The organism is Hymenobacter ruricola, assembly GCF_015694525.1.
Lineage (GTDB): Bacteria > Bacteroidota > Bacteroidia > Cytophagales > Hymenobacteraceae > Hymenobacter > Hymenobacter ruricola.
Genome location: NZ_JADQDM010000006.1, coordinates 147090 through 159982 on the forward strand (window position 1 = coordinate 147090; position 12893 = coordinate 159982).

Annotated in this window: 10 protein-coding genes; 4 read left to right on the forward strand and 6 right to left on the reverse strand. The window is 58.8% G+C overall.

All coding sequences use genetic code 11. The annotated features are described in order from the left end of the window. Positions 1-58: 58 nt before the first annotated feature. Positions 59-2323, reverse strand: coding sequence for a sodium-translocating pyrophosphatase (locus I2H31_RS13590; protein WP_196293584.1), 2265 nt, complete (start codon positions 2321-2323; stop codon positions 59-61). Positions 2324-2789: 466 nt separating this feature from the next. On the opposite strand from I2H31_RS13590, the gene I2H31_RS13595 reads away from it, so the two are divergent. Together I2H31_RS13595 and I2H31_RS13600 are read left to right on the forward strand one after the other, a co-directional pair. Next, positions 2790-4115 carry an MBOAT family O-acyltransferase gene (locus I2H31_RS13595; RefSeq protein WP_317192228.1) on the forward strand — a complete coding sequence of 442 codons (1326 nt, stop codon included), beginning with the start codon at positions 2790-2792 and terminating at the stop codon, positions 4113-4115. 28 nt (positions 4116-4143) lie between these two features. Continuing rightward, positions 4144-5100, forward strand: a complete 957-nt coding sequence (locus tag I2H31_RS13600) for a hypothetical protein (RefSeq protein WP_196293586.1) — start codon at positions 4144-4146, stop codon at positions 5098-5100. Positions 5101-5182: 82 nt separating this feature from the next. Here I2H31_RS13600 and I2H31_RS13605 read toward each other — a convergent pair whose 3' ends face one another. Beyond that, positions 5183-6097: a M20/M25/M40 family metallo-hydrolase gene (locus tag I2H31_RS13605; protein WP_196293587.1), complete on the reverse strand. Its 915-nt coding sequence runs from the start codon at positions 6095-6097 to the stop codon at positions 5183-5185. A 114-nt stretch (positions 6098-6211) separates the two neighbouring features. On the opposite strand from I2H31_RS13605, the gene I2H31_RS13610 reads away from it, so the two are divergent. Together I2H31_RS13610 and I2H31_RS13615 are read left to right on the forward strand one after the other, a co-directional pair. Beyond that, positions 6212-7465 carry a tetratricopeptide repeat protein gene (locus I2H31_RS13610; RefSeq protein ID WP_196293588.1) on the forward strand — a complete coding sequence of 418 codons (1254 nt, stop codon included), beginning with the start codon at positions 6212-6214 and terminating at the stop codon, positions 7463-7465. A gap of 1 nt (position 7466) precedes the next feature. Next, positions 7467-8831 (forward strand): hypothetical protein, encoded by a 1365-nt coding sequence (locus I2H31_RS13615; RefSeq protein ID WP_196293589.1) that lies wholly within the window; start codon positions 7467-7469, stop codon positions 8829-8831. Here I2H31_RS13615 and I2H31_RS13620 read toward each other — a convergent pair. From I2H31_RS13620 to I2H31_RS13635, 4 genes are all read right to left on the reverse strand, one after another. Continuing rightward, entirely contained in the window at positions 8828-9619 is a 792-nt protein-coding gene (locus tag I2H31_RS13620) for a formyl transferase (RefSeq protein WP_196293590.1), read from the reverse strand. The two genes, I2H31_RS13615 and I2H31_RS13620, sit on opposite strands and share 4 nt — an antisense overlap. Beyond that, positions 9616-10638 (reverse strand): polysaccharide deacetylase family protein, encoded by a 1023-nt coding sequence (locus I2H31_RS13625; protein WP_230687771.1) that lies wholly within the window; start codon positions 10636-10638, stop codon positions 9616-9618. Before I2H31_RS13625 ends, I2H31_RS13620 begins: the two co-directional genes overlap by 4 nt. A 72-nt stretch (positions 10639-10710) precedes the next feature. Continuing rightward, positions 10711-11943 carry a glycosyltransferase gene (locus tag I2H31_RS13630; protein ID WP_196293591.1) on the reverse strand — a complete coding sequence of 411 codons (1233 nt, stop codon included), beginning with the start codon at positions 11941-11943 and terminating at the stop codon, positions 10711-10713. Positions 11944-11981: 38 nt separating this feature from the next. Further along, positions 11982-12887, reverse strand: coding sequence for a glycosyltransferase family 2 protein (locus tag I2H31_RS13635; RefSeq protein ID WP_196293592.1), 906 nt, complete (start codon positions 12885-12887; stop codon positions 11982-11984). Between the last annotated feature and the right edge of the window lie 6 nt (positions 12888-12893).

Here is a 12893-nt window from a genome sequence, read left to right on the forward strand (position 1 = left end):
TACAAATCGTCCACAAAATCCGTGGAATCCGATAAATCCGACAAGTCCGCGGTTCAGACTATCTCACCTCGCGCAGGGCCGTGTAAATCACCCGGAAAGCTTTGGGAGCCAGCGTTTCGGCGTAGCGCACGTGGGGGTGGGCAGCGGTTTCGGTGCGCTCGTTTTCCAGCCGCACGGGGGCCATGCCGCGCTCGCCGCCTTTCTCGGCGATGTGGGGCGCGATAACCAGCGACACGATGCTCATCAGCTTGATGAGGATGTTCATGCTCGGGCCGGAGGTGTCCTTGAACGGGTCGCCCACGGTGTCGCCCGTCACGGAAGCTTTGTGGGCGTCGGAGCCTTTGTACTGCATCACGCCATTCACCAGCACGCCCTTCTCGAAGGACTTCTTAGCATTGTCCCAGGCGCCGCCGGCGTTGCTCTGGAACATTGCCATGAGCACGCCGCTTACCGTGACGCCGGCCAGCAGGCCGCCCAGCACTTCGGGCGAGGACGCGCTGGAAAACAGCCCACGGCACCCAAAGCCCACGATGATGGGCGTGAGCAGGGCAATGGCGCCGGGCAGAATCATCTCCCGGATGGCGGCCTGGGTGCTGATGGCCACGCATTTTTCGTACTCCGGCCGGCCCGTGCCTTCCATGATGCCGGGAATCTCGCGGAACTGGCGGCGCACTTCCTGCACCATGGCCATGGCCGCGCGCCCCACGGCCGCAATGGCCAGCGAGGAGAAAATGAACGGAATCATGGCGCCGATGAACACGCCGGCCAGCACGGGCGCTTTGCTGATGTCGATGGACGAAATGTTGGCCGTGCCCATGAAGGCGGCAAACAAGGCCAGCGAAGTGAGGGCGGCCGAGGCAATGGCGAAACCTTTGCCGGTGGCAGCGGTGGTGTTGCCCACGGCGTCGAGGATGTCAGTGCGCTCGCGCACTTCTTTCGGCAGCTCGCACATTTCGGCGATGCCGCCGGCGTTGTCGGCAATGGGGCCGAAGGCGTCAATGGCCAGCTGCATGGCGGTGGTGGCCATCATGCCGGCCGCCGCAATGGCCACGCCGTAGAGGCCGGCCGCTTCGTAGCTAAGCACGATGCCGGCCGCCAGCACCAGAATGGGCAGCACCGTGGACTCCATGCCCACGGCCAAACCGCCGATGACGGTGGTGGCGTGGCCGGTGCTGCTTTGCTGCACGATGCTGTTCACGGGGCGCTTGCCCATGGCCGTGTAATACTCGGTGATGATGCTCATCAGCGTGCCCACAATCAGGCCCACCACCACGGCGTAGAACACGTGCAGGGCATCGAAGGTGATGCCGCGAATGGTGAACGTGCCCGCGGGCAGAATCCACGTAATGAGAAAGTAAGAGGCGATGGCAGAAACGCCCACTGAAATGTAGTTGCCCGTGTTGAGGGCGCCCTGCACGCTGCCGCCCTCCTTCACCCGCACAAACAGGATGCCGATGAGCGAGGCGACGATGCCCATGCCCGCAATGGCCATCGGCAGGAAGATGGGCGAGAGGCCGCCGAACTGGTCGCCGGTCACGGTCACTTCGCGGCCCAGCACCATGGTGGCCAGGATGGTGGCCACGTAGGAGCCGAACAAGTCGGCGCCCATGCCGGCCACGTCGCCCACGTTGTCGCCCACGTTGTCGGCGATGGTGGCGGGGTTGCGGGGGTCGTCTTCGGGAATGCCGGCTTCCACTTTACCCACGAGGTCGGCGCCCACGTCGGCCGCTTTGGTGTAGATGCCGCCGCCCACGCGGGCAAACAGGGCAATGCTTTCGGCCCCGAGCGAGAAGCCGGTGAGGACTTCGAGGGCTTTTTCCATCTCCGCGCCGTTGGCAATGCCGCTGGGCACGAACATCTTATAAAACACAATAAACAGCGCGCCCAAGCCCAGCACGGCCAGGCCGGCCACGCCCATTCCCATCACCGAGCCGCCCGAAAACGACACGTTTAGCGCGGTGCTGAGGCTGGTCTTGGCGGCCTGGGCGGTGCGCACGTTGGCTTTGGTGGCAATTTTCATCCCGATAAAACCAGCCAGGGCCGAGAATACGGCGCCAATCAGGAAAGCAATGACGATGACCGGGCTGGAATTCCCGCTGGTGTTGCCCAGGTAAAACAGAAAAGCCCCGGCAATCAAGCCAAACAGGGCCAGCACTTTGTATTCGGCTTTGAGGAAGGCAATGGCCCCATCGGCGATGTAGCCAGCTATGGTGGTCATGCGGGCGTCACCGGCGTCTTGCTTGGCTACCCAGCCGGCACGCAGCCAGGTATAGAGCAAGGCAAAAATGCCCAACGCGGGCACTGCGTAAAGGTATGGAGTCATAAAAGTGGGAAAGAGCTGAAAAAGAGAAGGTATGAGGTGTTCGGGCCGCAAAATAGCGGAAATTGCCAGGAAAACCACTGTTGTTCTAAATACTTCCGCGCCGAGTGTTCCTGCAAGGCCCAGAAGCGCGACCGCACCTGCTTCTGCCGGGAGGCATGCTCGACTTGCTTACGGTGCCGAAGTGTGAGGACGCCAAAAGCCGGAAAGCTTTGCGTACGGCTGGTTGGCCAGCTAGCTTATCCTCTACTGCAATTGCTAAACAGCGGCTTTCTGAACCACAACCGGCCCAAGACCAAGCCCGCTTTCCAATGTTCTTGTCGTAAATTTGTGCCTGAGTACCTGCCCCGTTGGTAAAGCTAAATTCTGGTGAATGCTGTTTAATTCTATTCAGTTTCTGATTTTTTTTGTTGTTGTTACAACAACTTACTTTTTAATTCCCCACCGATTCCGCTGGTTTTTGCTGTTGGTGGCCAGTTGCGTTTTCTACGCGGCCTTCATCCCCATCTACCTGGTTATCCTATTCGGAACCATTATCATCGACTACATCGCGGGCATTCAAATCGAAAAGGCTGAAGGCGCGCGTCGCAAGTCCTTTTTGATACTGAGTTTGGTGGCCAACATTGGAGTGCTGGCGGTATTCAAGTACTACAACTTCTTTATTGACAACATCAATTTCCTGTTGCAGCAGTCGCACATCACGGCCAACGGCTTGGCCTATTTACGAATAGCGCTGCCCATTGGCTTGTCGTTTCACACGTTTCAGGCCATGAGCTACACCATTGAGGTGTACCGAAGGAATGTACCCGCAGAGCGCAATTTCGGCATCTACGCGCTGTACGTCATGTTCTACCCGCAACTGGTAGCAGGGCCCATCGAACGTCCCCAAGCCATTTTGCACCAGTTTTACGAGGAGAAGCACTTTGAATTCGAGCGCGTGGTGCTGGGCCTGGAGCGAATGTTGTGGGGGCTATTTAAAAAGGTCGTCGTCAGCGACTTGCTGAGTATTTATGTCAATTCTATTTATAATCACCACGAAGCCAACACGGGCCTGACCCTGCTCGTGGCCACGTACGGGTTTGCCTTTCAGATTTACTGCGACTTTTCCGGGTATTCCGACATTGCCCTGGGCTCGGCCCAGGTCATGGGCTTTAAGCTCATGGAAAATTTCAATTTGCCGTACTTCTCCAAAAGCGTGACCGAGTTCTGGCGGCGCTGGCACATTTCGCTTTCCTCCTGGCTGCGCGACTACTTATACATCTCGCTGGGTGGCAACCGCAAAGGCGTAGTCAAAACCTACCGCAACCTGATGATAACCATGCTGCTCGGCGGCTTGTGGCACGGCGCCTCCTGGAACTTTGTGATTTGGGGCTTTTTGAACGGCGCGTATCTCAGCTTGGAAAAAATGTTTGGCGTCGACGTGAAGAGTGGTAGTCATTACAGCTGGCCCTACAAGCTGCTGCGCATTTTTATCACCTTCCACCTCATTTGCTTCACGTGGGTGTTCTTCCGGGCCACGTCTTTCTCGCAGGCTTTCTACATCATCACCCACATTTTCAATCCGGTCAATTTCTGGAATTTGCGCATCCAAGACACGGGCATCTTCGCGTCGATGAGCTTGGGCGTTGTGCTCCTGCTGCTCTTCGAATACGTGTACCTGCGCAAGCGGCGCCTCGCCGAAATCACGCCAGCCTATTCGTGGAAGTGGCCGTTGGCCTTTTCCATGGCGCTCATTTTCCTCATCGTGGGGTTTGGCGTGAGCGGTGGCGACCAGTTTATTTATTTCCAGTTTTGATTCGTTTTTTACGAGCTCCCTGTATCTGATGCGGCGTTTTGTTTTGTTTATGAGCCTATTGGCTATCTTGGTGGCAGGGGCTGATTTTGCGCTCACGAAGCTTTTCGACGCCCTCTACGTTCGGGTTCGGACCGGGCAAACCGGAGGTGAGATTAATCAGTATTTGGCCATGCCCCAAACGCCGGCCATGCTGATTATGGGCAATTCGCGGGCCCGCTACCAGGTCGACCCCGATAGTTTTGTGGTGCCCACGTATAGCCTGTGCCACGCAGGCATGGGCCAGGTTTTCCAAACAGGCCTGCTCGACGTGCTGCGGCTACACAAAAAGCTGCCTCCGGCCATCCTGCTGCACGTCGACTTTGAAGAGTACATGGATGCCGACAACACCGAAGACGTTGGCAACCTGCGTTATTATTACCACAAAGTCCCGTCCATCACCAGCGAAATAAACGGCATCTCGAAATACGAAAGGGTCAAATATCTTTTTCAATTTTATCGGTACAATGGCCGCACCATTAACACGCTTAAAAATTATTTACAGTCGATTAATTACTCTTATGCGGGCAATGGATACCAAAAATCGCCGCCGGTGCTGGGCGATACCGCTACGTTTAGGATGCCTGCACCAAGCCCCGTAAATCCGCGGGTTCATCGCGCAAACCTGCGTCATTTGGAATCTTTTATAAAAAGATGTAAGAGCAACCAAGTAAAGCTGCTATGCTTTACTTCACCCTACTTATCTCCGCATTCTTACGCCGCAACGGCTGCCCGTTCTATCGATTCTTTGCTGCGTACGCAGCACGTGCCTTATTTAAACGTGGCGGCCCATACACCACCAATTCTAATGCACCATGCTAAGCTCTGGCAGGACGGCGACCATCTTAACGAATTGGGTGCTACTTGCTTAAGCCACGAACTAGCACAGTGGAGCGCCCCTTTTCTTAGGGCTAACGCCTCTGCTCCGCTGGCTACGGGCTCACACTAATCGCGCTCAGGTCAGGAGTACATTTTTTGCCAAACCCTGTACATCGCAACAAGACGACACCGGTTTGGACTATGCACACCCGTTACAGGTGTTTCATGAGCACTTGGTACAGGGCCAACATGCTGGTAATATCGCGCTTGTCCACCAGCTCATCGGGCGAGTGCACGTGGTCTTCGGGTGCACCCACGAAGCACCAGTCCCAGGGCGCGGCGGCGTGCTGCAGTTCCTTGGCGTCGGAGCCGCCGCTGCCTTCTACTTCGAGCTGGTGCGGAATGCCCGAGGCGGCGGCAATGGCCCGGATGCGGTCCACGTACGCCCGGCGCGGAATGAGCGAGTCGCGCAGCGAAACGGCGCAGCCCTGCCCGGCGTGCACGCCCTCCGTCACCCAGGTAATGTCCGAAATCAGGGCCTGGCGCACGCCGTAGGTTTCGTAGATGTACCTGGCCAGGTAGGCCACCGAACCGCCGCCGTGCTCTTCCCAACAGGAAAAAGCCACGATGCCGTGCTCCAGCGTCTCGCACAGGCGCAGGGCGTTCCACACGCCGAGGCGGTTGTCGAGGTAGCAGCTCTGGACGGTGGTATCGGTTTCGCGGAAGTCGCAGTAGAAGGTGAGCTCGGTGCCGCGGTCGATGTCGCGGTGGAACGCATAGCCCAATTCGCCGGTTTCCTCGTCTATAGTTAGGGTACAATCTATCAGTCCTTGCGAATCCTCTCCTACCAGGCGGTAGCCAGCTTCGGCTCGCGGGCCGCCAATGCGCACCAGTTGCCGGCCGTAGCGCACGGTGAAGCCGATGCTGTCGAGGTGGGCAAACACGGCCGTGCGCGGCTGGCCAAACACCAGCAGAATGCAGTCCTGAAACCGTTCGTCGGCCAGCACCTGGGGCTGGTGCTGCCAGGTAGCCTGGTGCTGGCGCACGTAGTCGAGCACAAAATGCGTGAGGGCCGTTTCGTGGCCAGAAGGAGCCTGAATGCGGCAAAGGGAGTGCAACAATTGCATGGGCGCGGGGAAATACGCCCAAAGCTAGGCCAAACTCCGTACTTTAGCAGGCCCGTTTCCGCCCGCCCGCTTTTGGCCGGGTCGCGGCTCAGGTCCGCTTTCTACTCGCTTTCTATGCTGCGCTCGCTGTTTTGTATCTGCCTGGGGCTACTTTTGGCGCCATTGCTGGCCAGAGCCCAGAAGCCCGATACAATCCGCACCCCGCCCCCCATCCAAACGGTGGCCCTGGACACGGTGGGCGTGCTGCCGTCGGCCATCGACACCAAGGGCTGGCTGCTGCTCGACAAAGACATCCAGCTGGAGCTCGACGGCGCGGTGCACAACATCTACAATTTCAAGTACGACCGGGCCGAAAAGCAGTTCCGCTCCCTGCGGCGGCGCTACCCCAACCACCCCATGCCCTACTTTCTGCTGGGACTGAGCACGTGGTGGAAAATCCGGCCGACCAATTTTCAGACGTATCAGTACGACAAGACCTTTTTCGCTTACATGGACACGGCCGTGACCAAGGCCCAGCGCCTTTACGACGCCGACAACAAAAACTACGAAGCCAGCTTTTTCCTCTCGGCCGCCTACGGGTTCGATGCCCGCCTGCACGCCGAGCGCCACGACTGGCGCAAAGCCACCGTGGGCGCCCGCCGCTCGCTCAACTTCCTGAAGAAAAGCCAGGAAGCCAACGACCTGAGCCCCGAATTTCAGTTCGGCCAAGCGCTGTTCAACTACTACGCCGTCTGGATTCCGGAAAATTACCCGCTGCTGAAGCCCGTGCTCCTGTTCTTCCCGAAGGGCGACAAGAAGCTGGGCATGGAGCAGCTGCGCAGCGTGGCCAACAACGGCTTTTACACCGCCAACGAGGCCCGCGTCTTTTTGATGGGTATCCTCAAAAACGAGGAAAACAACGCCGAAGAAGCCATCCCCGTGGCCCGCTACCTGGCCACCACCTTCCCCGACAACGGCTATTTCCAGCGCTTCTACGCCCTGCTGGCTTACGACCAGGGCGAATTTGCCGACTGCGAGCGGGTGAGCCGCGAAATCCTGGACAAAATCAACAAGGGCATGCCCGGCTACGAGGGCATCAGCGGGCGCTACGCCAGCTATTTCCTGGGCTACCTGATGCAGAACCGCTACCGCGACCTGGCCAAAGCCAAGGACTACTACCAGCGCTGCATCGTGTTTGCCGAAAGCACCGGCGACACGTCCGGCGGCTTTTACCTGTTTGCCAATACGAATCTGGCCCGGCTGGCGGTGCGCGAAAAAGACGTCGTTGCGGCAAAACGTTATTACGCTGTGGTGGTGGATAAAGCCGACAAGAAGTCGGAACAGTACAAGGAGGCCAAAGCGTGGCTAAAAAAGAACGGGAAGGCGTAATATGCTTAATTTTAAAGACCTATTTCTTACTCCTATCTATTTAGGTATTTTCTACCTAATTGCTTATTCACTGCGGGACAAGTTTACCAACGTTTACACTCGACCTTATTTTATCAGGGCTCTTACGCTCAAGTTCATCGGAGCTATTTCGCTGGGGCTAATTTACGAATTCTACTACGGCGGGGGGGACACATCTGGCTATTTCAACCACGGTACAATCATCCAAAGTGCTTTCAGCGATTCGTTTCAGGCAGGTTTAAAACTGATAACAAACAGTGATGGAACCAGCGACCCTGAAACAATAAAGTATACCCGATTAATGTTCTGGTATGGACCCAATTCTGCTGAATACCTAATATCACGCATCACTGCATTCTTTGGATTACTGTGCTTTAATACTTACACCGTAATCGCGCTTTTTTTTGCTTTTGTAAGTTTTAGCGGGGTTTGGGCAATGTATCTTACATTTATCAAAATTCGGCCTCAGCTGTATAAGGAGTTAGCTATTGCTACGCTTTTTATTCCTTCCGTGTTTTTCTGGGGCTCGGGGCTGATGAAAGATTCGCTGTGTCTGGGGGCACTAGGTTGGGTTTTTTACGCTTTTTATAAAGGCACCATTCAAAAGCGAAATCTATTTTTCTGCGCGGTAGTAGGTTTTCTTTCCGCCTATTTCATCGTATTGGTGAAGGTATACATTCTGCTGTGTTTTTTACCAGCCGCTTTGTTGTGGATTTTCAATGAAAACAGTTCCCGCATTAAAAGTCCTTTGGTGCGGTTATTAGCGAAGCCGGTACTTATAGGTTTTGGGGGCGCGCTGGCATTTTTTGCTGCCACGAACCTGACAAAAGGTGATGAAAAATACGACGTCGATAAAATTGGCGCACGCAGCAAAATCGTGTCAGAATACCTGTATCAAACCAGCGTAAAGCAGAATGGCTCGGCTTATACCTTGGGCGAACAAGATGGAACCCTGGGGGGCATGGTCAAGCTCGTGCCGCAGGCTATCGTGGTGTCCTTATACCGACCGTTTCTGTGGGAAGTAAAAAACCCTATCATGCTACTGTCGGCAATCGAGGCATTAGTGTTTTTGATTTTTACCCTGCGCATCATCATTCGTTCCGGACTTTTCAAGACGTTAGCGCTCATCATCAGTACCCCTTCGCTGACGCTGTGCTTTCTGTTTGCCTTGTCATTTTCGGGCACGGTGGGCGTGGTTTCCAATAACTTTGGAACCCTCGTGCGCTACAAAATCCCGATGATTCCCTTCTACGTGGCGGGCTTGTACATCACGCAGAGCATGAGCGTGCCCCGCCGCAAGTCGGCCGCCGTGGCCCAGCGCGCCGGTGGGCGCCTGGTGCCGGCTTAGCGCACGCCGGTGCGCCGCCGATTGGCCCAATATTCTGCCAGCGTGGGGTGCGACCACAGCCGTGATGTGCCTTCCGGCGCGGGCCGCAATTGAATGTTGCCGCCCAAAGCGGCCCGCACGGCATCTTTCAGCAAGGGCAGGCCGGCGATGAGCTGGTGCAGCGGGTAGGTAGCAAAATTGTCTTCCGGGCCAGGTTGAATAAGGGCCTGGGCAATGATGCCGCCCGTGTCGATGCCGGCATCCACTAAGTGCACCGACACGCCGCAGTGCGCCGCGTCGTTGTTGGCCAAGGCCCAGTAGCCGCCGTGCACGCCCCGGTAGAGCGGCGTGATGCCGGCGTGGGTGTTCAGAAACGGGCAGGGCACGCTGGTGAGCACGCGCTTGGCGATGATGCGCGTGCCGTTTACTACTACCACGTCGGGGCTCAGGGCCTGTAGCCGGGCAATGCAGGCCGGGTCGTTCACCGAGGGCACCCGGATGGTGCGGTCTTCGGGCAAGGACCGGTCATCAAGCTGATTGGCCTTCTTAAGAGCGGCAAGGCGTGCCTGGGAGCCACGGCCCAGCGGCCCGGCCACGGCCAGCTTGAAGGCAATCTGGCCCAGCACGGTGGCCCAGCCCAGCTTTTCGGCCCGGCGCTTGAGTAACTGCTTTTGGCTCACGGGCGTTTCGACGATGATGCGGTGCACACCAAATTCGGCGTCAAGGGCGTGAAACAGGATATTGGTGGACTCGCCGGGGCCGGCCAGCATCACGATTTTTTTGCCGGCAAATTCTGGGACAGCGCTCATGCAGCAGAAGGGTTGGAATACGATTGAAGGCGGTCGGCTACTTCGCCCATGCTCAGGCTTTCGAAGCCATAGCGCGCCTGTAAGCGCCGGAAATGCTCGGCAATGGCCCGCAGCACGGCCATGTTTTCGGCCAGGTTTACGCCAAAATTATGCGGGTGCCACCACAGGTGGAACACTTCGCCGTGCCGGGCAGCGTGCTCCATGCCCGCCAGAATGCGGCGCAGGCGCAGGCCTTCCAGCGCTTTGAGCCGGCCCGACCACGGCCGCAAAAAACGACTGGCGGGCACGTTGTACGGGAAGCTGCGGGCCATGGCGGCCCAGCGCGCGGTGTGCTGGCCCGAGAGGTTGACGTAGGCATCGAGCAGCCGCGCGCCGCGCTTGTAGAGCGCCTGCTGCTCCTCGCTGCGCTCCTTATATATCCACGACTGCTCGTTGCCGCGGTAGCTGGTGATGCCGGCCGCGCGGCAGGTTTCCAGGTATTCGGCGTTGTACTGGTTGCGCGGGAAAACCAGGCTGCGCAGCGTCATGCCTTGCCCGGCGCCCACGCGCACGGCCGTTTCGATGTCGTGCCGGAAGGTTTCTACGGTTTGGCCGCGCTCCAGGCAATAGTAGTGGCAGAAAGTGTGCGAGGCCATTTCCTGACCCGGCGTAGCGCGAATCTGGTTGATGAGCGAGCGGCCGAAATGGTAGGGGTCGTGGGCTTCGTCCTCCCCTACCTGGTCGAGCACGAGGTAAGGCGAAAGGTTAGGGTCGGCGTAGTGGGGGCGCACGGCGGGCAGGTGGGCCAGCATTTCAGCCTTGGTTTCAAAAAAGAGCAGGCCCACCGTGGCCCAGGTCGCGTGCAAGCCAAACTCGGCAAAGAGGGCCAGCATGGCCGGGATGGCCTGGCGCACGCCCAGCAGGTTGGCGCCGTACTGGGCCAGGGTCTGCTGGTCGCGCACGCCCCAGTTGATTTCAAAATCGAGGGAGATAACCAGGGCGCCGGGCAGGGCGGGCATCGAAGCAGAAGAAGTGGGCATGGGGCCGGTGGATGCAAACAAAAGTGAAGCCTTTCTGCCTAAAATTTAGGCGCCAAGCCAACGTAGCGCACGCTACGCCACGGCGGGCTTGGCGATTTTTCCCACGGGCAACAGCGTGGCATAGGCCTCACGGGCGCGGTTGATGCTGCGGTGACGCACGGCCAGCTCCTGAATACGTGCCCGGTAGTTGGGCTCGCGCAGTAGGGCGGTGAGGCGCGTAAGGGCAGCGGGCACGCTGCCGGGCTGGCTCAGGTCGAACACGGCCCCGCCGCCTTCGGCTTCCATGATGGCCGAATCGTCGCCGACGCCGGTGGTCACCAGCACGGGCAGGCCGCTGGCCCAGTATTCACCGATTTTGATGGCCGAGCAGAACAGCCGGCAGGGCGCCGGGCGAATGGGCGCAAAAGCAAAGTCGGCGGCCGACAGGTAGTCGGGCACCTCGTGGTGCGGCGCTTTGGTCACGAACACCCGCTCCGGGCCCAGCCCCACGGCGGCCAGCTTGCGGCGCACGTCGGCTTCAGCATTGGGCGTGAGGATGATGAGCCGGAAACCGGGACCAAAATGGTCGGCCGCGGACCGGAACAAGTCGAAGGCCTCCTGGTCGTAGTAGATGTCGCCAAACTTGCCCACGTAGATGCCCACCATGGCATCGGGAGCCGCGTAGCCCAGGCGCTGGCGCACGCGGGTGCCGGACTCGGCGTTGGGGGCGAAAGCTGCGGCATTGACCGAGCACGGCACCGTGACGATGCGCTCGGGCCGCACGCCTTCTTTGATGAGTTGCTGCCGGTAGTTTTCGGCCACGGGCATCAGGCCCAGGGCCAGCTGCTTCTGACGCTTTTCCCAGTGCCGCTGAAAGAGGTAGCGGGGGTCGTAGGCCCGCCACACGCCCGACTCACGCATGTAATCGGCGTGGGGCTCGAAGGACTCGACGTAGAACGGCATCTTCGTTTTTTGCCACACCAGGTAGGCCAGCGCCCCAGCCGGCGCGCCGCGGGCCAGAACAAAATCGGGCTTAAACTCCTCCACCTGCCGCACCAGCTCGCCCGGAAAGCGCGTAAAATCCTCAATCTTGTTGAGAATGACGTTGCGGCTGGGGCGGGAGCGCAGGGGCTCGAAGGTGATTTTATCGGGAGCGAAACCGGGATTGAAGGGCAGTTCGGCCTGGACATCGGCGCCGCGCTCCACCGTCACGAGCCGAATGGCCGCAACGTCGGGGCGCTCCTGCAGCAGGCGCAGGTGCGGGAACACCGTGGACGACGTGAGGCCATCATTCAGCCCCCAATAACTCAAAAACAGGATTCGCATAAGGATAATCAAAACAAAATGCGCGACCGAAAGCGTAGTCAGGTCCGTAGCTTTTTCAGCCAGCCCACCGCCCCCTGCCCCACCAGGCAGCGAACCAGTAAAATAATGGCCTGCCGGGTGGGTAGAAACGGCGCGGCGCGGCGCGCAAAGGCAAATGCCTCGGCGCGGTGCTCGTCGGCGTAGGAATGGATGGCGCAAAGGTAGTAGACCCGGCCCGTGAGCACGCGGCGCTGGGCCGGCGACAAGGCCACGCGCTCCAGCATCCACGCCAGGGCAAGCTGCAACCGGCGTATCAGGCCCGTGTTGTCGGCGCGCATGGAGCGTTGGTCGTGGTCGGTCATGGTCAGCGTCACGGCATCCACGAGGTACACTCGGTCGTCCTGCGTGTTTTCGAGCATGAACATCCAGTCCTCTACGGCGGCGTAGCGGCGGTCCTCTTCAAATGGGTGCAGCTTCGGGTTCTGGCGGCGCACGCAGATGTTGCAGGCCAGCGCGTTGCCGCCCACAAACGTGTCGAGGCCGAGCCAGCCTTCGGGCAATGGGGCCATGTCGCTGGGCACCCGCGCACCATCGCGGTCGAAATCGTACTTGGTGGCAATGAAGTTAGGCTGGCCTAGCGTCCGAATGTTGCGGTGCAGGGTGCTGAGGTGGTTGGAGTGCAACCGGTCGTCGGAATCGAGGAATAGAACGTATTCGCCCTGGGCGCGCGCCAGACCGTAGTTGCGCGCCGCGCCGCGCTCGGCGTTGGCCTTCGGCAAATAGTGCAGGCGCGAGTCGGTGTAGGCTTGCACCACGGCAGCGGTGTGGTCGGTGCTGCCGTCGTCGACCACCAGCACTTCAAATTCCGGAAAATCTTGGGCCAGCACCGAATCCAGGGTGGCGCCGATGAGGCCGGCCCGGTTGTAAGTGGGAATGACAATGCTAAAGTAAGGAGTCGTCGTCATGAGGGC